The sequence below is a fragment of the Streptomyces sp. NPDC057302 genome, assembly GCF_042667685.1.
In the GTDB taxonomy this organism is placed as follows: Bacteria; Actinomycetota; Actinomycetes; order Streptomycetales; family Streptomycetaceae; genus Streptomyces.
Genome location: NZ_JBHUZJ010000043.1, coordinates 42732 through 64704, shown reverse-complemented (window position 1 = coordinate 64704; position 21973 = coordinate 42732). Strand labels below are relative to the sequence as shown.

The 21973-nt window shown below is 67.0% G+C and carries 19 protein-coding genes; 10 read left to right on the top strand and 9 right to left on the bottom strand.

Annotated elements, in window-relative coordinates; all coding sequences use genetic code 11:
* Position 1 precedes the first annotated feature (1 nt).
* The 3 genes from ACFUPX_RS26920 to ACFUPX_RS26910 are packed head-to-tail and all read left to right on the top strand — an operon-like array spanning position 2 to position 2557.
* Positions 2-853, top strand: a complete 852-nt coding sequence (locus ACFUPX_RS26920; protein ID WP_383327787.1) for an ABC transporter permease — start codon at positions 2-4, stop codon at positions 851-853.
* Positions 854-859: 6 nt separating this feature from the next.
* A complete protein-coding gene (locus ACFUPX_RS26915) occupies positions 860-1825 on the top strand; it encodes an ATP-binding cassette domain-containing protein (protein ID WP_383327785.1) in 966 nt (321 codons plus the stop codon).
* 9 nt (positions 1826-1834) lie between these two features.
* The gene (locus ACFUPX_RS26910; protein WP_383327782.1) at positions 1835-2557 is read left to right on the top strand and encodes a DUF1707 domain-containing protein; all 723 of its coding nucleotides are present in this window, start codon (positions 1835-1837) and stop codon (positions 2555-2557) included.
* 36 nt (positions 2558-2593) lie between these two features.
* Here ACFUPX_RS26910 and ACFUPX_RS26905 read toward each other — a convergent pair whose 3' ends face one another.
* On the bottom strand, positions 2594-3913 hold the full coding sequence (locus ACFUPX_RS26905) for an SGNH/GDSL hydrolase family protein (protein ID WP_383327779.1): 1320 nt from the start codon (positions 3911-3913) through the stop codon (positions 2594-2596).
* Positions 3914-4223: 310 nt separating this feature from the next.
* Here ACFUPX_RS26905 and ACFUPX_RS26900 point away from each other — a divergent pair, with 310 nt between their 5' ends.
* From ACFUPX_RS26900 to ACFUPX_RS26885, 4 genes are all read left to right on the top strand, one after another.
* Complete coding sequence (locus ACFUPX_RS26900) at positions 4224-5435, top strand: DUF445 domain-containing protein (protein ID WP_383327831.1); 1212 nt, start codon at positions 4224-4226, stop codon at positions 5433-5435.
* 185 nt (positions 5436-5620) lie between these two features.
* Entirely contained in the window at positions 5621-7180 is a 1560-nt protein-coding gene (locus tag ACFUPX_RS26895) for an MFS transporter (RefSeq protein ID WP_383327776.1), read from the top strand.
* A 60-nt stretch (positions 7181-7240) separates the two neighbouring features.
* Positions 7241-8227, top strand: a complete 987-nt coding sequence (locus tag ACFUPX_RS26890; RefSeq protein WP_383327773.1) for a GlxA family transcriptional regulator — start codon at positions 7241-7243, stop codon at positions 8225-8227.
* Between the two features lie 214 nt (positions 8228-8441).
* Positions 8442-8927: a hypothetical protein gene (locus ACFUPX_RS26885; protein WP_383327770.1), complete on the top strand. Its 486-nt coding sequence runs from the start codon at positions 8442-8444 to the stop codon at positions 8925-8927.
* 64 nt (positions 8928-8991) lie between these two features.
* Here the strand turns inward: ACFUPX_RS26885 and ACFUPX_RS26880 are convergent, their stop codons facing one another.
* A complete protein-coding gene (locus tag ACFUPX_RS26880) occupies positions 8992-9294 on the bottom strand; it encodes a hypothetical protein (RefSeq protein ID WP_383327828.1) in 303 nt (100 codons plus the stop codon).
* A 323-nt stretch (positions 9295-9617) separates the two neighbouring features.
* On the opposite strand from ACFUPX_RS26880, the gene ACFUPX_RS26875 reads away from it, so the two are divergent.
* Together ACFUPX_RS26875 and ACFUPX_RS26870 are read left to right on the top strand one after the other, a co-directional pair.
* A complete protein-coding gene (locus tag ACFUPX_RS26875) occupies positions 9618-10895 on the top strand; it encodes an FAD-dependent oxidoreductase (protein ID WP_383327767.1) in 1278 nt (425 codons plus the stop codon).
* Between the two features lie 154 nt (positions 10896-11049).
* Positions 11050-11349, top strand: coding sequence for a hypothetical protein (locus tag ACFUPX_RS26870; RefSeq protein WP_383327764.1), 300 nt, complete (start codon positions 11050-11052; stop codon positions 11347-11349).
* 259 nt (positions 11350-11608) lie between these two features.
* Here the strand turns inward: ACFUPX_RS26870 and ACFUPX_RS26865 are convergent, their stop codons facing one another.
* Positions 11609-11824 (bottom strand): DUF397 domain-containing protein, encoded by a 216-nt coding sequence (locus ACFUPX_RS26865; protein ID WP_383327761.1) that lies wholly within the window; start codon positions 11822-11824, stop codon positions 11609-11611.
* A complete protein-coding gene (locus ACFUPX_RS26860; protein WP_383327758.1) occupies positions 11821-12669 on the bottom strand; it encodes a helix-turn-helix domain-containing protein in 849 nt (282 codons plus the stop codon). The genes ACFUPX_RS26865 and ACFUPX_RS26860 overlap by 4 nt, the downstream gene beginning before the upstream one ends.
* Before the next feature lie 226 nt (positions 12670-12895).
* Between ACFUPX_RS26860 and ACFUPX_RS26855 the strand changes: the two genes are divergently transcribed.
* Positions 12896-13597, top strand: coding sequence for an ATP-binding protein (locus ACFUPX_RS26855; protein ID WP_383327825.1), 702 nt, complete (start codon positions 12896-12898; stop codon positions 13595-13597).
* On the opposite strand, the gene ACFUPX_RS26850 is transcribed toward ACFUPX_RS26855, so the two are convergent.
* The 5 genes from ACFUPX_RS26850 to ACFUPX_RS26830 form a co-directional block, all read right to left on the bottom strand.
* On the bottom strand, positions 13535-14638 hold the full coding sequence (locus tag ACFUPX_RS26850; protein WP_383327755.1) for a hypothetical protein: 1104 nt from the start codon (positions 14636-14638) through the stop codon (positions 13535-13537). The two genes, ACFUPX_RS26855 and ACFUPX_RS26850, sit on opposite strands and share 63 nt — an antisense overlap.
* Positions 14635-16527: a DrmB family protein gene (gene drmB, locus ACFUPX_RS26845; RefSeq protein WP_383327752.1), complete on the bottom strand. Its 1893-nt coding sequence runs from the start codon at positions 16525-16527 to the stop codon at positions 14635-14637. The genes ACFUPX_RS26850 and drmB overlap by 4 nt, the downstream gene beginning before the upstream one ends.
* The gene (locus ACFUPX_RS26840; protein ID WP_383327749.1) at positions 16524-19685 is read right to left on the bottom strand and encodes a helicase-related protein; all 3162 of its coding nucleotides are present in this window, start codon (positions 19683-19685) and stop codon (positions 16524-16526) included. The genes drmB and ACFUPX_RS26840 overlap by 4 nt, the downstream gene beginning before the upstream one ends.
* Complete coding sequence (locus tag ACFUPX_RS26835) at positions 19682-21298, bottom strand: NERD domain-containing protein (protein ID WP_383327746.1); 1617 nt, start codon at positions 21296-21298, stop codon at positions 19682-19684. The genes ACFUPX_RS26840 and ACFUPX_RS26835 overlap by 4 nt, the downstream gene beginning before the upstream one ends.
* A 452-nt stretch (positions 21299-21750) precedes the next feature.
* Positions 21751-21924 (bottom strand): hypothetical protein, encoded by a 174-nt coding sequence (locus tag ACFUPX_RS26830; RefSeq protein WP_383327743.1) that lies wholly within the window; start codon positions 21922-21924, stop codon positions 21751-21753.
* Positions 21925-21973: the final 49 nt, after the last annotated feature.

The window sequence follows — 21973 nt, the reverse complement described above, 5'->3', positions numbered from 1 at the left end:
GATGCCGGGGCGAAACGGCCGGACGCGGGCGCGAAACGGCCTGACGCAGGTGCGGGACGGGCTCCGTGCCTACCGGCTGATCTCCGCCATGTGGATCCGCTCCCTCATGGCCTACCGGCTCTCCTTCGCGATGACCGCGCTCGGCAACTTCGCGGTGACCGCCTTCGACTTCGCCGCGATCCTGCTGATGTTCTCCCAGGTGGACCGGCTCGGCGGCTACTCGCTCTCCGAGATCGCCTTCCTGTACGGCGCCACCTGCACCTCGTTCGGGCTCGCCGACCTCTCTCTGGGGTCCATGGACCGCCTCGGCAAGCGGGTGCGCGACGGCACGCTCGACACGCTCCTGGTGCGGCCCGCCCCGGTGATCGCCCAGGTCGCCGCCGACCGCTTCGGGCTGCACCGGGTCGGGCGCCTCCTGCAGGGCTCGTTCGTCCTCGTGTACGCGCTCGTGGTCCTGGACATCGACTGGACCCCGCTGAAGGTCCTGATGGTCCCGCTGATGCTGCTCTGCGGGGCGGGCATCTTCGCGGCCGTGTTCGTGGGCGGCGCGGCCTTCCAGTTCGTGGCGCAGGACGCCGCCGAGGTGCAGAACGCGTTCACGTACGGCGGCACCACGCTGCTCCAGTTCCCGCCGACCGTCTTCGCCAAGGACCTGGTGCGCGGCGCCACCTTCGTCCTGCCGCTGGCCTTCGTGAACTGGATCCCCGCGCTGTACGTCCTCGGCCGCCCCTACCCCCTCGACCTGCCGACGTGGGTGGCCTTCACGCCGCCCCTGGTGGCCGCCCTCCTTCTCGCACTCGCGGGCCTCGCCTGGCGCACGGGCCTTCGTTCGTACCGCAGCACAGGGAGCTGAACTGCCGTGGAAACAGACCTCATTGAGCTCGACGGCGTCGAGAAGGTCTTCGACGTACGGAAAAAGACCGGCTTCCTGCGGCGCGAGAAGCACGAGGTGCGGGCCGTCGACGGCATCAGCTTCAGCGTGCCGCGCGGCGAGATGGTCGGCTATATCGGGCCGAACGGCGCGGGCAAGTCGACGACGATCAAGATGCTGACCGGCATCCTCACGCCCAGCGGCGGCCGGCTGCGGGTCGCGGGGATCGACCCCTCCCGCGAGCGCACCCGCCTGGCGCGGCGCATCGGCGTCGTCTTCGGCCAGCGCACCACCCTGTGGTGGGACCTGCCGCTGATCGACTCGTACCGCCTGATGCACCGCATGTACCGGATCCCGGACGCCCGCTTCAAGGAGAACCTCGACCGCTGCGTCGAACTCCTGGAGCTGGGACCCCTGTTGGACGTCCCGGTGCGCCAGCTCTCGCTCGGCCAGCGGATGCGCGGCGACATCGCGGCGGCGCTGCTCCACGACCCTGAGGTGCTCTACCTGGACGAGCCGACGATCGGCCTCGACGTGATCAGCAAGGCCAAAGTGCGGGAGTTCCTGCGGGACTTGAACGCGCAGGCGGGTACGACGGTCCTGCTCACCACGCACGACCTGACCGACATCGAGCAGCTCTGCAAGCGGGTGATGGTGATCGACCACGGCCGTCTGATGTACGACGGCGCGCTGGCCGGACTGCACGAGGTGGGCGAGAGCGAGCGGACCCTGGTGGTGGACCTGGAGCGTGAACTCCCGCCCATCGAGGTCGAGTCGGCGCGGGTGGTGAAGGTGGAGGGCCCGCGGCAGTGGCTCGCCTTCCCTGCGGCGGACTCGGCTGCTCCGCTTGTCGCCCGGGTCGCCGAGCGGTATCCGATGGTCGACCTCTCGGTCAGGGAACCGGACATCGAGGCGGTCATCGCCAAGATGTACGCGGAGAAGGCGACCTCGTAGGCTGCTCGCATGACCGACGAGCAGCCTCATCTCCCGGACCTCCGGGCCGCCGACGCCGACCGCGAACGCGTCGCCGAACGACTCCGTGACGCGGTGGCCGAGGGCCGCCTGGACATGGAGGAGTTCGAGGAGCGCCTGGACGCGACGTACAAGGCCCGTACGTACGGCGAGCTCGAACCGATCACGCGGGACCTGCCGGCGGCGGGCGCCAAGATCTCCATGGTGAAGGGCCCGGTGAGCGACGATCCCGCCGCCGTCGACTGGTCCGAACGGATGGTGGGCGGCGAACCGACGTCGAAGCTCGGCTTCGCCTTCTGGGGCGGTTTCAGCCGCAAGGGCGGCTGGGTGGTCGGCCGGCAGTTCGACGGGATCGCGGTGTGGGGCGGCGGCGAGATCGACCTGCGCGAGGCGCGGTTCACGGAGCGCGACGTGGAGATCCGTTGCTGGACCGTCATGGGCGGCATGCAGGTCATCGTGCCGCCGGAGATGACCGTCGTCGTCAAGGGCTTCGGCTTCATGGGCGGCTTCGACGACAAGGCGACCGGCGAGGGCAGCCCCGGCTCGCCCCGCGTGGTCGTCAAGGGATTCGCCCTGATGGGCGGCGTCGGCGTGGACCGCAAGATCCGCAGGGCCGAGAAGCTGCGCCAGAGGGAGGAGCGCCGCCGCGAGCGTCTGGAGAGGCGCGAGGAGCGGCGCGAGATCCAGACGCGCAGGCGCGAGGAGCGGGGCTGAGCCGGGGGAGAGCCCCGGCTCCGGCTCGGCGGGCGGCTACAGCTCGGCTGCCGCGGACCCGCGCAGGTGCGTCAGGTTGAACGTCGCCGCCATCTTGCGGTAGCCCTCGTCGCTCGGGTGCAGGTGATCGCCCGAGTCGTACTGGCCGCGCAGCTTGCGGGGGTCGTACGGATCGCGCAGCGCCCGGTCGAAGTCGACGAACTCGTCGAAGACCTTGCCGTCGCGGATCTGCTCGTTCACCGCCTGGCGCACGTTCTCCAGGCCCGGCTCGTACCCCCGGTGGCCGCCGAACGGCATCAGGGTGGCCCCGACGACCCGCAGCCCGCGCGTGTGCGCCTGGCGCGTCAGCTCCCGCAGGCCCTCGATGATGCGGTCGGGGTTGTTCTGGTGCGGGTTGCGCAGGATGTCGTTGACGCCGAGCGCGACGACCACGGCCTTGACGCCCGTGCGGTCGAGCACGTCACGGTCGAAGCGCGAGAGCCCGCTCGGGTTGTCCGCGGGTGTTCCGTTGCCGTCCGACAGGACGCGGTTGCCGCTGATGCCCTCGTTCACGACGCCGTAGCGCGGGCCGCCGGCCTCGTCGCGCAGGCGATCGGAGAGGGTGTCGGTCCAGCGGGCGTTGGCGCCCATGGTGGAGGAGATGCCGTCGGTGAGCGAGTCGCCGAAGACGACGACGGTGCCGTCCGACTCGTTGCTCAGGACGTCCACGGCCGACAGGTAGCGCCAGGAGGTGCTCTGCTGGGTGTACGCGGCGCCGTTCGGGTCCTCCGTACGGTCGCCGTCGGCCACGTAGCTGACCTGGCGGGCGTGCGGGTGGAAGGTGACCGGGCCCGAGGGGGTCGGCGAGAACGTCGAGACCAGGAGGTCGACGTCGTGCGGCACGCGCAGCCGGACCGCGTCGCTCATCACCTGCTGGCCCGCGGGGATCACCACGGACGTGTTGCCGTTGAAGTTCAGGCGGCGCAGGGTGCCGGGTGCCGCCGCCGGGTTGTTCGACCCCACGGCGACGGCGATGGAGGCGTGGGTGATGCTCAGCGGCTGCTGTCCGTACAGGTTCGACAGCGTGATGCGGGCGCTGTCGCCGCCGACGCTGGTGTGCACGACGTTACGGATCGAGCGGCCCGCGAAGCCGTTGCGGTGCGTGTTTGGTTCGGCCGCCGCGGGGGATGCGGCCCATGTGCCGACCCAGGCACCGGCGGAGGCCGGGGCCGCCGAGCTGCGCGGGCTGCGTGACCCCGCGCTGATGGTGTCCTGAGATCCGTCGTCGGTGGATACACCGAGGTATATGGCGGCGGAAATCACCACTATCACCGCGAGGACCGCGGCAAGCAGGGCATAACCGTGACGCTTGGTCATGCGGGCTGTGTCTCCTCGAGCAGGGGGAGCCCGATCGAGGCTCCGATGTGATCACCCCATGATGCGTCATGGGCCGTGAGGCGGCCGACACTGCCCCCCTCCGACCATTCAGACGCCGGGAACTTGTGGTCCGTTCCAGGAGTCGGTCAGGAAGGGACGCCGAGAGACGGGGACAATACGGATGAGGACGCCGCTAACCACGCGAACGGGCCAGGTGGACTGAGTGGAACGCACGAACCGATCAATTCCGGAGAGCGGTGGCTTCACGTACAGCCCCGCGGACGAGGAGAAGCGGCGCGGCGTCCGCCGGATGAAGATCACCGCGACGGGCCTTCTCGTCTTCGTCGCACTCGTCTACGTACTGGCCAAGTGGGCGCAGAACTCCGGCGCGGGCGCCTGGGCGGGCTATGTCGCGGCGGCGGCCGAGGCGGGCATGGTCGGCGCGCTCGCCGACTGGTTCGCGGTGACGGCGCTCTTCCGCCACCCGCTCGGCCTGCCCATCCCGCACACGGCGATCATTCCGAACAAGAAGGACCAACTGGGTGCTTCGCTCGGCGACTTCGTGGGTGAGAACTTTCTCTCGTCCGATGTCGTACGCGGCAGGCTGCGGGCCGTGGGCATCGGTGGCCGCCTCGGCACCTGGCTGGCGGACCCCGAGCACGCCGACCGGGTGACGGCCGAGCTGGCCACGGCCCTGCGCGGCGCCCTGACGGTCCTGCGCGACTCCGACGTCCAGGCGGTCGTCGGCGAGGCCATCACGCGCCGCGCGGACGCCCAGGAGATCGCGCCGGGCATCGGGAAGATGCTGGAGAAGGTCGTCGCGGACGGCGGCCACAAGCGGGTCGTCGACCTGGTCTGCACGCGCGCACACGACTGGCTGGTGATGCACGACGAGTCCGTCATGGACGCGGTGCAGGGCGGCGCCCCCGGCTGGACCCCGCGGTTCGTCGACAAGAAGGTCGGCGAGCGGGTCTACAAGGAGCTGCTGCGCTTCCTCGCCGAGATGCGGGACATGCCCGAGCACCCCGCCCGCGGCGCCGTCGACCGCTTCCTGGCCGACTTCGCCGCCGACCTCCAGTCCGACTCCGACACCCGCGAGCGCGTGGAGCGCCTCAAGCGTGAGGTCCTTGGCCGCGGTGAGGTGCAGGACCTGATCGCCTCCGCCTGGTCGGCCGTACGCCAGATGATCGTGGCCGCCGCCGAGGACGAGCGCAGCGAGCTGCGCCTGCGGGTGCGGGCCGCGCTGCTCTCGCTCGGCTCGCGGATGGCGACGGACGGACGGCTCCAGCAGAAGGTCGACGGCTGGGTGGAGGGGGCGGCGGTGTACGTGGTGACGACGTACCGCGACGAGATCACCTCCCTGATCACGGACACGGTCGCGGGCTGGGACGCCGAGCACACGTCGAAGAAGATCGAGGCGCACATCGGCCGCGACCTGCAGTTCATCCGGATCAACGGCACGGTGGTGGGCGCGTTGGCGGGGCTCGCGATCTATTCGGTGTCGCGGCTGCTGGGGGCGTAGGCGTCGGGGGCTCCCGGTGTCCGGCGGCTCCCGGTGATCCCGGGCCGCTTCGGCGCGCGTGAGGAAGCCATTGCTGGGCACTCTGGAGTAGCTCTCCCGACGCCGATGCCGGGAGGGCCGTCGCCCGGAGCCGCGGGAGCAGCAGAGTGCCGGCGACGTGGGAGCAGCGGAAGGAGCCGCCCGCCATGACCGCGTCGCCCACGCCCGCCCCGCCGCCGCCCGACGGAGAGCGCGCCGAGAACGAGAACGGGACCGGCACTGGGGCCGGCACCGGGTCCGGAAATGGCACCGGCACCGGCTCCGGGTCCGGAAATGGCACCATCACCACCGCCGTGCCCGCCCGCCTGGACCGGCTGCCCTGGTCCCGCTGGCACTGGATGATCGTGATCGGCCTCGGCACGGTCTGGATCCTGGACGGCCTGGAAGTCACCACCGTCGGCAACATCGCGAGCCGCCTCTCCGAGGAGGGCAGCGGCCTCGCCATCAGCTCCGCCCAGGTGACCGGCACCGCGGCCGCCCTGTACGTGGCGGGGGCCTGCGCGGGCGCCCTCTTCTTCGGCCGCCTCACCGATAAATTCGGCCGAAAAAAGCTCTTCATGGTCACCCTTGCGGTGTACCTCGCCGCCACCGCGTTGACCGCGCTCTCCTTCGACGCCTGGTGGTTCTTCCTCTTCCGCTTCTTCACCGGCTTCGGCATCGGCGGCGAGTACGCGGCGATCAACTCGGCGATCGACGAACTCATCCCGTCCAAGTACCGCGGACGCGTGGACCTGATCATCAACGGCAGCTACTGGCTCGGCGCGATCGGCGGCTCGCTGCTCTCGGTCCTCATGCTGAACACCAGCATCTTCCCGAAGGACCTCGGCTGGCGGCTCACCTTCGCCCTCGGCGTCGTCCTGGGCCTGGTCATCCTGCTCGTACGCCGCCATGTGCCGGAGAGCCCGCGCTGGCAGTTCATCCACGGCCGCGGCGAGGAGGCGGACGCCCTCGTCACGTCGGTGGAGCGGGAGATCGAGGAGGAGAAGGGCGAACCCCTGCCGCGCCCCGACCGCGAGATCACCATCCACCAGCGCAAGAGCATCGGCTTCGGCCTCATCGCCAAGACCGTGTTCCGCGACTACCCCAAGCGCGCGGTGCTCGGCCTGTCCCTCTTCGTCGGCCAGGCGTTCCTCTACAACGCGATCACCTTCGGCTTCGGCGCGATCCTCACCAAGTTCTTCGACGTCCCCTCGGGCAGCACCGGCTACTACTTCGCCGTCATCGCGGCGGGCAACTTCCTGGGCCCGCTCTTCCTCGGCAAGCTCTTCGACACGGTCGGCCGCCGGATCATGATCTCGTCGACGTACATCGTGTCGGGTGTCCTGCTCTTCGGCACGGCCTGGCTCTTCGACCGGGGTTCGCTGAGCGCGGTGACGCTCACGGCCTGCTGGTGCGTGGTCCTGTTCTTCGCGTCGGCGGGCGCGAGCAGCGCGTACCTCACGGTCTCCGAGATCTTCCCCATGGAGACCCGCGCCATGGCGATCGCCTTCTTCTACGCCATCGGTACGGCGGCGGGAGGCATCAGCGGCCCGCTGATCTTCGCCAAGCTGACCGAGACGGGCGTGGTCGGCGACACGGTGCTCGCCTTCCAGATCGGCGCGGGCCTTATGTGCGCGGCGGGGCTCGTCGCGGCGGTGTTCGCGGTGAAGGCCGAGCAGCGGTCCCTGGAGGACATCGCGAGGCCGCTGTCGGAGGCGGAGGCGTAGGCGCAGGCGTAGTCCCCGGCTCGGATGGGTCCGGCCCGGCCCGGATGGGAAGATCCAGGGATGAGCGCAGAGGCAGATGAGGGCGTCCACCGGGTGGCGGTCCTCGTCAGGGACGGCGTACTGCCCATGGAGCTGGGCCTGGTCCACCAGCTGTTCGGCAACGCGCGTTCGCCGCGGGGCGCGCGCCTCTACGAACTGACGACCTGCGCCCTGACCCCCGGCAGGATCCGCACGGACGCGGACTTCCCCGTCCACGCCGAGCACGGCCCCGAGGCGATGGCCGCGGCGGACACGGTGATCGTCCCCGCCTCGCACGAGCAGGACGAGTCGCTGCGGCCGGGCGAGCTGCCGCCCGCCCTCGCGAGCGCGCTGGAGTCCGCCACCGGCGCCCGTATCGCCTCCATCTGCACCGGCGCCTTCGTCCTCGCGGCTGCGGGCCTCCTGGACGGCCGCAGGGCGACGACGCACTGGCTCTCGGCGGACCTCTTCGCCCGCACGTTCCCGAGCGTGACGGTCGACCCCGATGTCCTGTACGTGGACGAGGGCGAGGTCCTCACCTCCGCGGGCGAGGCTGCGGGCATCGACCTCTGCCTGCACATGATCCGCCGCGACCAGGGCGCGGCGGTGGCGGCCGACGTGGCCCGCCGCACGGTCGTACCCCCGCACCGCGAGGGTGGCCAGGCCCAGTACATCCGGCGCCCGGTGGCCGAGCCGCGCCTGACGTCGACGGGCCGGGCGCGGGAGTGGGCCCAGGACCGCCTGGCCGAACCCCTGACGCTGGCCGGGATGGCCGAGCGGGAGTCCATGAGCATCCGCACCTTCAGCCGCCGCTTCCGCGAGGAGACGGGCCTGACGCCGATGCAGTGGCTGACCCAGCGCCGCGTGGACCGGGCCCGCGAGCTCCTGGAGGAGACGGACCGCACGGTCGACCGCATCGCCGCAGAGGCGGGCTTCGGCACGGGCGCGTCGCTGAGGCAGCACTTCCAGGCGGGGCTCGGGGTGTCGCCGGGGGCGTACCGGATGACGTTCAGGGGGACGCGGGGATGAGGGGGCGAGGGGACTAGGGGGCTAGGGGCGCTGGGGCCTGAGGCCTCAGGCCTGGGGTCTGGGGCTTAGGGCCGTTGCCCTTTCCGGCCGCGGGTCTGAGTACGCGTACTCTGTCGCGCCCCCCGGCCGGGTCGGCAGGCTCGTACCCATGACGGCAAAGTCGATGAACATGAGCGGACGGAACATGGGCGGGCGGAACATGAGGGGGTGGAACATGAGCGGACGGAACACGAGCGGGCGAGTGAGCCCGCGCCGCGAACCGAGCCGCATGGATCCGCGGAACCTGCTGACGTCCCTGCCCGGCAGCCCGCCCCTGCGGCGCTGGGCGACGCGCGCGCTGGGCATGGGCCTCTCGGCGGCGGCGTATCTCCTCTGCCTCCCCTGGGACCTGCGCAACCGTGCCGAGACACCCGGCGCGATCAACGAGACGTCACCGGTGACGGCGCTCGGAGTCACCGTCCTGGCCCTCTCGATGCTGTCCCTGGCGGCCTACTTCGGCTTCCGCGACCGCCTCGTACTGGCGCTGCTCCTCGTGGCGGGTCCGCCGGCGACGTTGATGTACGTCTCCTTCGACAGCCACCCGCAGCCGGACGCGGCGGTGTGGCCGCTGGCGTGGGGGTTCTTCGTCCTGGTGATGGCGGCGGGGGTGCTGGTGGTGGCGGGGTTCGCGCGCCTGTTCAGGGACAGCGAGGCGGCCTGAGCCGTCGTGTCCGCTGCCGGACCGGCCCGCCCCGGCAGCTGGTCATCCATCCCGCCGCGTTCGATCATCCCCGGCGGTCGGCGAGCACCCACGAGGCGAGCCCGACTCCACCCGCGACGCCGAGGACCGCGGGCCAGGCCCCGACCTTCTTGGCGAGCGGATGCGACCCCGCGAAGGCGGCGACGTACGTGGCGCCGAGCGCGGCAGCCGTCTTCGGGCCCGCGCTCTGCCGCCACTGCTGAGCGGCGGCGGCTCCCGCGGCGGCGAGGACGACGCCTCCGAGCGGTCGCTTCTTGGTCCAGCGGGCGACGGCGAACCCGCCGACGAGCCCACCGGCGGCCGTCACTGCTGCCGGAACCTTCGCCATACCTGCCACGACTGCCTCGCTTCCGTCGCTTCCATCGGTGCTGTCGGTCGTTGCCGTCGTTGCCACGGCGTGAAGCCGATACATCATCACTACGTCGTCAAATACGTCGACACGTCGTCAATGCGCCTTCGGCCCGAGGCTAACGCGCGAGGAAAGCCTTGCGGCGAGGGGGTCGAGGACACGTAGGTTGGTGAGGGTGTGCGCTGCGCCACGCGGCGCGCTCGACCGAGCAGCGGACCGCAGCAGGAGCAAGCAGGAGCAGCAGCCGCAGCCGACAGCAGCCGACGGGGGACGATAGTGATGACGAGGGACCGACAGTAAAGATGACCGCGCGAACCACTGCCGACCGCCGCACCCGAACCGCCCTGGTCATCGGGGGTGGAATCGCAGGCCTGGTGGCGGCGATGGCACTGCACAAGGCGGGCATCGAGGCGACGGTGTACGAGGCGTACGAGGACCCGGCGCCGGGAGGGCATGCTCCAGGCGGGGGTTCTCGCTTCGGCGGGGGCATGACGATAGCCCCGAACGGCCAGCAGGCGCTGGAGGCGATCGACGCGGCGCAGACCGTGAGCGCGATCGGCACCCCGGTGACCGCCCTGGGCCTGCGCAGCTGGACGGGCAGACACCTGGCCCAACTCACCCCGCCCGCCGACCTTCCCACGACGCGCTTCGTCTGGCGCAAGGAGCTGCACGAGTCGATGGCGGCGGAGGCGGACCGCCGGGGCATCCCCCTCCACAGGGGCAGACGCCTCCTGGACGCGACCGACACGGGCACGGGCGTGACGGCCCGTTTCTCGGACGGTTCGCAGGAGAGGGCGGACATCCTGATCGGCGCGGACGGCCTGCGCTCGACGGTGCGTTCACTGATCGACCCGTCGGTCCCGAAGCCGCACTACGCCGGGGTCCTCACTTTCACGGCACGCGTCCAGAAGACGGAACTCCCTTCCACGGAGGGGGTGTTGTACATGTGCTACGGCAAGAGGGCGTACTTCGCCTACCAGATCTTCGACGACGGTTCGGCGGCCTGGTCGGCGAACCTGCCGCACCGCGAGCCGCTGACGCAGGCGGAGGCGCAGGCGGTGGGCGCGGAGGAGTGGCACAGGCGCCTGACCGAAGCCTTCGCGGACGACCGCACACCGGCACCGGACCTCCTGTCGGAAACGGCCGCGCAGGACCTGCTGATCACGGGCCCCACAGAAACGATGCCTCCCGTCCGCACCTGGAGCAGGGGCCGCATGATCCTGATCGGAGACGCGGCCCACGCGACGTCCCCCACATCGGGCCAGGGCGCGTCACTGGCGACGGAGAGCGCGGTAGAACTGGCCCGCTGCCTAAGGGACTTGCCCCCCACCAAAGCCTTCGCGGCGTACGAGTCCCTGCGCCGCCCCCGGGTGGACCGCATCCTGAAACACACGACGGCGACCGCGACGGCCACGTCGGCCGCGGCCCGCACGGCGACCCCGAAGCCCGCGGGCCCGCTGAGCCGAGCCCTGCGGGACGCGCTGCTGCCGGTGGCGACGAAGGTGGGCGGGGCAGGGGGAGCGGTGTGGGGAGCGTGGCAGTTCGACCACCGGATCGACTGGGACGAGCGAGTGGGTTAACCGGGCCGCCGGTGGGCCAAGGGGGCGGCCCGCTGCCTCGACTGCCTCCTCGATCTCCGCTGTCCGGGTGAATTGCGGCGGGGCACGTCTGTGCGGTTGGGGAAGAGGGGAGGACCTCGACACACCCCATGATCGCGTACCTGAAAGGGACCCCATGCGTATCCGTACCGCCTTGGCCGTCACCGCCCTCACCGCCGCAGCCATGCTGGGCGCCAGCGGCACCGCCCTCGCCCACGACGACGACAGGGGCGGCTGGCAGGGCAGCGTCGCCTTCGAGAACCTCGGCGGCCCCGCCGGCATCACCGAGGGCGCGGGCCACGGCGAGGGCGGCTACGACAAGGGCATGCAGGGCGGCAGCTTCGCCTTCGAGAACCTCGGCGGCCCGGCCGGCATCACCAAGGGCGCGGGGCACCACGCGGGCGGCTATGACGACCGGTACAACGGCGACCACTGATCGCTGAGCATCACCTTGAGGGGGGCCCGCCTGGAGCGGGCCCTCTTTGCGTTGGCCTGCGCCGCCTAGAAGGGCACGAAGCCTGCCCAGCGCCCAGAGGACTTGGGCCGCGCCGGCCCTCCCCCCTGCACGGCCACTCCGAGATGCAGAAAAATCCCACTCCACGGCCGCCGTGCTGCTTGTGGTGCGGGACCTTCTTGCAATCCGTGAACTCCGCGGGCCGGACGCGGGACGCGGGCCGGGGTACCTCCCGGCCGACTCAGCGCGACGAGACCCGCTTCAGTGTGTCGAGGAACCCGCTCCAGGCGTACGGCCGGACGGCGATCAGCGAGCCGCCAGGACGCTTCGAATCGCGTACGAGGACTGTGCGTTCGGCGGCAGCCACCTCCACGCATTCGCCCCCGGAGCCGTTGCTGTAGCTGCTCTTGCGCCATTCGGCGGTCAAGCGGGCGCCGGAACCTGTGGCTTGTGTCATCTGGAGTACTCCTCAAGCACCTTCTCAATCAACAAGGCGGAGCGGACCGGGCTCGAAGCGGAGGCCCGAAGAGTGTCGAAGGCCTTCGTGTACTGGTCCACGTCCGAGGGAGATTCCAGGTAGACCGCATCAGTGATCCCATCTCGGTACACCACGTCCGGGTCTCCCCGCTCGGGAAATCCGAGGATGGTATACGCGCCGGTCGCGGGGTATGTACCCGCGTCGAAGGGCAGGACTTGAAGGGTCACGTTCGGCAACTTCCCCATGGCCAGCATATGTTCGAGCTGACGCTTCATGATGTCGCGGTCGCCGATGACGTGACGAAGGACGGTCTCGTGAACGACCGCCCAGAGTTCGGTCGGGTTCTCTCGGGTGAGGATCTGTTGCCGTTCCATGCGTACGTGAATGGCGCGCTCCAACTGCGCATCACTGATGTGGCCGGTGGCGCGGTGCAGTTCCGTGGCGTAGGCGGCTGTCTGTAGCAGTCCCGGGGCGAACTCGCACTGGTACTGGCGCAGGCTGGCAGCCTCTTGTTCCAGCCCGACGTAGACAGAGAACCAAGACGGGATCGCCGCGGCGTGGGCGTGCCACCACCCGCGTAGCTTCGACTCCTTGGCGAGGGCCTTGAGGAACTCGCGCAGCTCAGAGGTGGTCCCGTAGAAGCGGCACAGCGCTTCGACGTCCGACGGTTGGACGCGCCCGGTGCCTGTCTCCATGCGGTTGACCTTGGACCCGCTCCAGTCGAGCTCCTTGCCCACCTGGTTGCAAGTGAGGTTGTGCTCCTCGCGGAGCTTCTTGAGCTCGATCGCCAGTCGGCGACGTCGGGCGGTGGGCGAGCCGGCCATTCCAACTCCCTGTCATCTAGCGGAGGTTCCATCTCACCGGAAGCCCCTGGAAACGCCAATCACTCTATGGAGGGAATCCCCTCGTGCACATTGCATGGCGGGATGCGCGCTGCCATGCTCACATGCATCGCTACGGTAGGTCCATGGGTCGTAACAACTAGTCGTCGACCTCGTCGACCTCATGGGCTTCTGGCTGAGAGGTGGAGGCGTGAGCGTTCATGAGTGCATGACGAGGAAGCCGTGGGAGATCCCGTTCCTCGCTGAGCCGGAGGAAGTGGCGGCGATGCGCCGGATCATGCGGCTGCATCTGAACCTGTGGGGTCTGCCTGAACTGGTCGATGCGGCGCAGCTTTGCGTCTCGGAACTCGTGGCCAACGTCATCACGCATGTGGGGCCACACACGCCCACGACGCTCGGACTCACGATGAGGGATACGCATGTCCGCATCGAGGTCAGCGACCCTGATACGCGCGCTCTACCGACGCTGCTCGCGGCCGAGGCAGATGCGGAGAGTGGGCGAGGTATGGCTCTACTCGATGCCGTCGCCGACCGATGGGGCGTGATCCTTCGGAGCGACTCCAAGGTCACCTGGTGTGAGTTGGCCACGAGACTCGGATCGCCGACCGGTCACACGGGCGGTCTGCGGGTTGATCGTGCTGAGGCTCTGATCGGCCACTATGGAGAGAGGGGACCTTTGAGGCTTGAGGTGAGTTCGTCCTTGACAGTCGCCGTTGCGGAGGAGGCCGCGATCGATGTCATCGCGGACCTCCTCCACTGGCTGCGAGCACACGGCTGCGATCCGGACGAGGCTTTGGATCGGGCGCAGGAACACTTCGAAGTTGAGGTCGATGAGGTGGGCGATAGGTCAGCCAGCGCGTCGGGTCAGCAGAGACTCCGAGATGCCCGACAGGATAGGTGGCTCCCGTAGTCCGCGATAGGCAAAGTGGAGGTCCTTCCGAGCGCGCGTGCAGAGGAGGAACAACCGCAGGCGCGCCAGGACCGTCGTTGGATCCTCCGTATAGGTATCCAGGTCCGGCACGAAGACGCTGTCGAACTCAAGACCCTTCATGCTGGCCGTGTTCACGATCAGGATGGGGAACCTGGAGAAGTTGACGTCAGCGCGGTATCGGTCGTTGGACACATAGGCTTGGGTGTACTGGTCGAGCCTGAGGTGTGTGAGCCTGTTTTGTATCTCTCGCTGCAGGAGGGTCGACCGACAGATGATGCCGATGCTGCGATCCTTGTGCGCCTGGAAATAGTGCGTGAATTCGGTGAGGAAGTAATCCAGAGAAGGAACTCTGGTGATGCCGGGCCGGTGGCCGGCCTGAGTTGGTAGGTGCACCGGGTTGCGGTTGACACCCCTATGGAACTCGGCTGCAAGCAGCGAGATCTCACGCGTGTTCCGGTGATTTTCGTGCAGGACGATCGGGTCGCTTTGCACAGCCAGTGCTCGGCATATTTCGGCAACGGTGCTGTGATCGTCGTCGATCCTTTGCTCCTCGTTGGCAAATGCTGTCACTTCGACACCAAGGGTGCGGCACAACTCGTAGAAGTGGACGGGCACGTCCTGGGCTTCGTCGATGACAAGATGGGTCGAGGACGTGATCCTTTGCAGGATGCAGTCCCGATGCATCTCGAACCAGGAGTAGTTCCATCCGTCCTCGTCGGTGCACGGGGGCTGTGTGCGGAAGCGGGCCTGCCAGAGCTGTCTGATCCATCGGTCGAAGGTGGTGACCTCGACGAATTGGGTAAGCTCCGGCGATGCTTGATGGATGTACTGTCGCAGCAGGTTCGAGCGGGTGAAGAGTGTGACGCGACGGCGAGCGGTGGCGAGTGCCCATGCGCGGTAGATGGCCATCACGGTCTTGCCCACACCCGACGACCCCGTGACCACATGGGATCCGTGGAACGGGAGGTCGATGACAGCTTGCTGCTCATCCGCGATCTCGAGAAGGGAAGGGAATTTCATTGAAGTTCCACGGCTTCCGCCGATTCCTCGAGCGCGGCCTGGACCACCCCGCGAAAGAACCCTGGGACGTCACCGTCGCCGATCAGCAGAGTCCTGTCCAAGAGGGAGTTGTCGATCTCGCAGCATGTCTCGGGAAGCAGCGTGCACGCGTGACATGCGGCCCGGTTGAGGTTGGCAAGTGACCTGCCGGTCGAGTCGGCGCACAGCGGGTCCTGTGAGCACCACTGGGCCGTCTCGAGCAGGCGGATCAGGGTTTCCAAGAGATTCGGAGGTTGTCCTTGACGGACAAGTCCCCCCAGAGTTCCCTCGGCATCTCCCGCCGCCGTGTAGACGAACACACCTGCTTGGGGCGGTAGTTCACTCCCCCTGACATGGCTTCTGGCATAGACGCGCTCCCGCAACGAGGCAGCGTTGTATCCACTGTCGTATGACAGTTGCCGGATGAAGTGATGAGCCAACGTGTGCAGCATCACAAATCTAGGGAGGAGTTCGGGTCCAGACTTCCCTCTCAGCCGATCGGCCTTGAACGAAGCATTCAAGTTGAGTTCTATCCGGCGCGTCCATTCTTGAACAGCTGGGATGGTTTCCCACGCGTGCAGACGCTCTTCGTCGACGGAGATGAAGATTCCTTCACCGAAGGTGTCGATAGCGGGCAACCATTGCGCTCGGGTTGCTGTATTGACCGATACCAGTCGGCCGCCCTTATCCTCGTCACTGTCTGCCCCGCTAGGTTCATATCGTGAAAATCCCTCAAGCGCACGGACCTCGCGCACACGGTCGGCCACGACCACCCCGGCGATCTGTGCAGCCAACTTCTGCATGGAGTCGGGGTCGTCATGCCGTACTCCGAGCTCGGTTCGTCGCACGGAGAAGGTCCGTGATCCGGTGACCGACTCCGGGGATGAGAAGGCAGCCCATTCGTCGATGCTCAGGTCGTCGTCGGCGTCCACCGTTGACGGCATTGCGGCTGCGTCCTCTGCGTGGCGGCGGCGCAGGCCTTCGATGAACTCTTCCGACGTTTCGCACTGGTTCGCGATGATCGCCTTGAAGCTGTCTGTGATGGGCCCGCCTTCTGCGCTCAGAAGATCGGGCCAATACTGATTGTTGAATACCCGTTGGGTCATTTCGTCGTGATCATCTGTTCCCGCAGGGGCGGGAATATCAAGAGCTGAGTGAGTGATGGGAAAGTACACGTTGGAGGCGCCGCGCTGCACCGCCTGCGGTGTTTCCTCGCAGAGTTCGGGCTCGTCCGTGGGTGATTGCCACGGATGACCTCCGAGGCAGGACAGGCCGACCTGCTTGAGGATGTTCTTCTGACTGATTCCCTCCAGGCTCCGGTCGGCCCTGCACACTGCGCACTCGACTCGTAGAGCATCCAGGCCCGAGGAGTCAGGCGTTGCGACGAAACGGATCCGTATTTGCTGGCACTGACGCTGTGCATGATCCTTAGGCCGAGAGTGAGCCCATCGGCGCCAGTCGACATCGGCCATGTGCCCCGCTCGGCACACCTGGATGAAACGCATCGGAGCAAGCTGCGGCTTTCCGGCGCAGCGGGCGCATGTTGGTGCCTTATCCCGCTGCTCGCCCCCTGAGCGCCAGTATGTCATTTCCCGACATTGAGGACAGAAGAGCCACTTTGGGAAGCGTATGTAGACGGGGCCGTTACGCGTTGTGTACGCGGCTTTTCCGGATGGGATGACAGGAGCGGAGCGGAAGTCCTGTACTCCCAATTTCTTCGCCAGGCGCACCGATTCCACGCGCTCGCCGTTCGCGGCCCAGCTGCGAATGTCCGCGGCGACGAATGATTCACCTCGAAGATCCAGGATACCCCCGACGCCGAACGGTACGATGGTCTGCCCTCTGCGAACTTTGCGACGAATGTCCTTCACTGTGTTCCCCTCACGGCGACCAGGCATTCGCGGTCGACGTTACGCATGGACTGCGCCGTCTCCCAGAGGCCACCCTGCTTGCCGAAGTCGGTGAGGAGCGCCATATGCATACGCCCCTGAGGTTGAAAGTAGAGACGGCTGCCGTCGTTGCGCGCGATCTCGGCCTCTTGTTGCCATGCTGCGATCAAGGAATCGAGTTGTTCCGTCGCGGCGTCGGCCTCCGTTGGATCCGCCCGTCGTACATGGTCCACGATGAGGTCCCGGACCCGTGTGACTCCGTCCGTGTGATCGAGGATGTCCCCCGCTCGGTCCTCCGAGTTCAGGCCCAGCGCGTGTCGCACGAGGATGACAAGTACCGCGTGCAGAGCGCGGTTTCGGGAGGGTACGGACCATGGTGTGACACTGGTCGGCTCGACGTGCCGGTAGAGCGCTCGATGGTAGACACCGAAGGACTCGTAGTGGGACCTGTCGCGGGGCTTGGTCGAGCGGAAGAGGGTGACGATCAAGCCCGGCACCTGACGGCGACCGACACGACTGGTGGCCTGGATGTACTCCGATGTTGTCTTGGGCTGCCCATTCATGATCATGAGTCCGAGTCGGGGGACGTCGACCCCGACCGAGAGCATGTTGGTCGTGGCGAGGAACGAGATGCTGCCGCGCTCCTTGAAGTGTTTGCCCAGGCGTTCGAGGAGTCGGGGTTGGGCCGCGCGAGGAATATTGCTGGTGAGTTCCACTACCGCGTCGTCGTCCAGGTTGCGGCGCCGTGTGGCGTCGTGGGTCAGGTGCTCGAGGCGAGCGGGGATGTCATCCCTCGCGATGGTGACGGTTCGACCCAGCTCACGAAGGCTGTTGTGGTAGGCGACCGTGGTCCAGTACGTGTCCTGAAGGGTGGCGTCGTCGCAGATCTCCTTCGGGGCCTGGAGACAGGCGGCTCCTACATGAACGGTCGACGTCGAAGCTGTGTGTCCTTGGGCCATGACTCCGACATACAGTCGCCCGGGTTTGTCCTTGTCGGGCGAGGCGAAATATGAGTGCCCGGCGTCGAGACCCGCAGGGGGAAAGAGCTGTGTGGGACGACCGTAGAGACTGCGGATCTGATCCTCTGAGCGTCGAATCGTCGCCGTAGAAGCGATGACCTTCGGGACGAAGCCATCCCATGCACACAGTTCGAGAATCGCCGTTTCGTACAGTCCAACTGTTGTGCCCAGCGGACCTGCCAACAGGTGCAACTCGTCCTGGATCACCAAGGACGGCTTGTGCGTGCCGTTCCCGCCGAAAAGCCGGCCCGCCCTCGGCTCCCACGCCAATCGGGCGAACTTGTCGACGGTGCCAAGTACGAAGGTTGGAGGTTCCTCGTAGATCTGCTCGTCCACCACGGTGACAGGGAGTCGCTCATGGAAGACGCAGGTTGTCCGTGGGCAGAAGAACGAGGTGCTGACGCCGTCGGCTCTGATCCCGAAGTCCTGATGTCGACCCTGCCGTTCCGGAACGATTTCGGTACCGCACCACGGGCAGCGTTCCAGCAGGAACCGGTCGTCCGGTTCGTTCATCTGCATCAGGGTGCTGAGTTCATCCTGCGCGGCGGCGACGGTGTTCGGTGTCGTGTCCTTGCCCACCCAGAGGCCGATGGAGAAGGGTTCCTCACCGAGATCGTGGACGAGCGGTCCGTCGTGCTCTCGTCGGATGTACTCAAGGGCGCAGACGGCTGTGGCCGTGCGTTGGAACTGCTGAGTGGTGAGCAAGCTGAGCGTGTATCGGCTCAGCACGGCGGTGCCACCCCCCGCGGCTCCGAACCGCAGTCGGCGCCAGAGGATCTCGAAACAGGCGGTGAGGAGATAGGCCTCGGTCTTTCCGCCGCCGGTGGGGAACCAGATGAGGTCCACTGTTCTGCGGTCCTCGTGTTCCGGGTGCATCAGGCCCTCGACCACGAGCAGGAAGTAGGCGAGCTGGAACGGGTGCCACGCAGAGCTGCCATCGGGTTCGGAAAGCTCCGTGACGTCGCTGTCCCTGCGGCGACGGCCCCCCGCCAACTCGGGGCGACTGTGTAGCATTTGGAGCGCCATAGCGCGATTGGCCAGTCGAAATGCCTCGCGAGCCTTGGTTCCGCCCACGGTCGGGGCGGTCAGAGCCTCTACACCGGATTCCATACGACCGAGTGCGATCTCGATGCGCTCGAGGACGCGTGCGGCGGGAGCTGCGGCCCACGGTCGCAGAGATGTTGCCTGTGACTTCTGAGTGTCGAACCACTTGCGGTAGTCGAGGACGAAGGAGTGCAGTTCGGCCCTGAGGTCTTCGACGGGTGTATCGGACTGTGACAGGTGGGCGAGGTTCAGTACCGGAAGATCCTTTGGACCGTCGGGTTTGATGTGTGCGACCACTTGCTGCGGCATGACTTGGGCCCGCACGGTGGTGACCTCTTGCGAATCTTCGCTCCAGTCGACAGCACACCCGTGACCGACGGCCCTCGTCACTGTATTCCGGTACTGGACGCGCAGCTCCTGTTCCTCCTCATCGCGGCTGTTGAGCCTGGTGCTCGGATACTCGAGGATCCGCCCATCCATCGTGGTCACGGCCAACTCAGCCTGGAAGAGCATCAGGTCCCGGTCCTTGTGGGCGCTGTCCTCCTCATCGTGTCCATTGGCGAGTACGCAGGTAATGAGGTGTCCGCCTCCGAACGGGCGCCAGCGCACGTGGAGACGACCGTGGTCGTCCAGCACGCGGATTGCCTCTTTCTGATCCACGGCGATCGTCTTGGTCGCGGACAGGCGAGGCTGACGTTTCCAACTGCGTCGTCCGCCTTGGCGAGATGTCAGATAGCGAGACGCACCACACGTCACCTCGATGTGATGAGCGTCCGTGAAGAAGGAGAATCCGAGCGACGAGGGAAGCCACGCATTCGCCTCTGCGACCGGGTCGTCGGCGAACGTGTCCTCTTCACTGTTGCCGGCTTCGGTTTCGTGTGCTTCTTGCTCGCCTTCGACTTGCGAGTGCTCAAGCAGGGAGGCGCCGCGCGGATACAAGGTCCCCATGAGATAGCGCCGGTCGGGCGGATCGACGAGGACCTCGTCCTCGGCAATGGCCGGGCCGACCAACTGCTTGCGCAGGTACGCCCCGAAGTCCGCTCGGTGCGCGCTGAGTTGTTGCTCGATCCCGTTCATCCCTGGGCACCCATCCGCTCCAGCCCGGCCACACCCAGGTCCTTCAGCTTCTGGCGGGACCCGGGGCGACACGAGACCCACAGTTGAGCCCTAGCCCTGGTCCAGGCTACGTAGATCGCGTCGAGCCGACCTTCTAGATGAACGGGTTCAAGGTCGATGAGGCAGACGACGTGGTTCTCATGTCCCTTGAAGTCAGCGATGGAGGACCAGGTGAGACGGTTCTTGGTGCGTTCGGTCCCGACGACATCTGCGAATCGCTCGATCTTGGACGATCGCTGGGAAAGTCGCGCGGAACTTGCTTCCCAGTCCCCGGATACAGACAACAACGTGATGTCCTTGGGAGAAACGCCTTGTTGGACGAGATCGCTCACGTAGGTGTCCAAAGCGGTGGCTTCCTGTTGGACGCCTTCCACGGACTCGAAGCGGACCGGCTCGCCCTCGCCGGCTGAGGCCACCCCGAGGTCGGCACCCGTGTAGAAGTGGACCTGCTTCACGATCTGGGTGGTGTTGCGGCAGTTGCGCCGAAGAGGTCCGAAGCGGGAGCCCATCGAAAGTAGGTAGTTCCACGCCTCTGGGTCATACGAGGCAGGGGATAGCACCTGGTTGTTCTGGTCGAGCAAGAAGAGCCAGCGGCCTTCGGCAAGACCGCCCACGAGCAACTTCTCCAGGGTGTCCATGCTTTCGAAGGTCATCAGGTCCTGCGCCTCGTCCACGATCAGGTGGTCGAAGGTGCGGCCGACAGCCTCGTCAAGGCGGTCGAACGGTAGGACGGTGATCGCTTCGCCTGCGAGAATTCCGGCCACGTGGGCGGCAAGAGTAGTGCTGGCACAGGTGAACAGGACACTGCCGTTCACGGCCTTGCGGCGTGCTGCCTCGGCCGCCAGGAATGTCTTCCCGGTGCCTGCTCCGCCGGTCCAGATCAGGCGGTCGTTGGATTCCGACTCGTCCAGCCTGTCCAGCTGTTCGTTGGTCAGACGCTCGAAGGCGACATCGAGGTGCAGCAACTTGGAGTGAAGGTTGGGGACGAGGTCGAATTGCGGGCGGGTGGCTTCGAGCATCTTCTTGCGCAATGAAGCCGAGACAGGTGTCCGAGCCCACCGGTTCCGGCGCAGCCAGTAGCGAGCCGCCCGCTCGATTCCCTGCGACAGACCACGTCCGCCGTCGTAGGCGGTCTTACCGAGATACTGCTCGGGCTTGTACTCGGTCAATGGTGGCAGGTCGATGTCAGGGGTCACCACCAAATACCCACTGGGGACACCATGGTTCCTCAAGTCACCGACCAGGCCGCCGATCTCGCGCTCGAACTCGTGCATGCCTCCGCTGGCCTGGGCGAAGGGGCTCTCCTTGGGGCCGTCTTCCCTGCCCACCGGCCCGTAGTACCAGTTCCCGCCGTCCTCAACAACCCTTCCGCCCTTGACCTCGATGAAGAGCAGAATGTCGGGCATGATGACGACGAAGTCGATCTCACCGACTCGCTTCCTGCGGTGCTCGGGGAGATGAACCGAGTGCAGCGCGACGCTCTGGTCATCCTGAATGGTCTTGAGCGCCGTGAAGACGCTGCGCTCCCCCTTGCTCCTGGTCCTGCTCGAGATCTCGCTCGGAAAAATCCGCATCAACTCTCCCCATGGTCACGCCAACTAACTTCACGGTATCGAGTGCAGATGCCGCAAGTCGTCGTTCTTTGCAACGAACCGCTGGCAGTGGTGGTGCGACTGGTGATGGACTGAGAGGGAACGGCGATGGAGCGGGGGCGCGGGGCGGGATGGTTACGGAGCGGCGCGGCGGGGCGTCCAATCATGCTGTAGGTGACGGTGGTTGGTACACACTCCTTGGCCTCATACGGCGATTTCTGGCCGAGGGGGTCGTATTTCAGACAGTTCTGGACCAAGTCGTGTTGGCGGCGCGACTGGATCTGGAGCAAAAGCGGTCGTTGTGTGCCGCCCTCGTTGCGGATGAGTCGGGAGGTGGCGTAGGCGAAGTCGCGCGCGAATCGGCCGCGCCTGAACCTGCAGTCGCTCTCGGTGATCAACGAGCAGAGAACGCCGAGGCTGACGATGATCTCGACTCAGCCGTCGGAGATGCCGAGGCCGACGATGTCCTTGATCCAGTTATGGGAGAGGAGGAAGAGGCTCCGAATCTCGAGTCGCGGCGTGGGGAGGTTCGTGTCGACAATCAGCAGGCTGCCCGCCGGGCTGCTCGGCGGTTGCTCGACGCCGATCGTTGGAGAGTCCACCCTCACCGGCATCTCCTGAGCGCTGAGGAGGAAGTCGGACTCTGCCTCTTGTTCC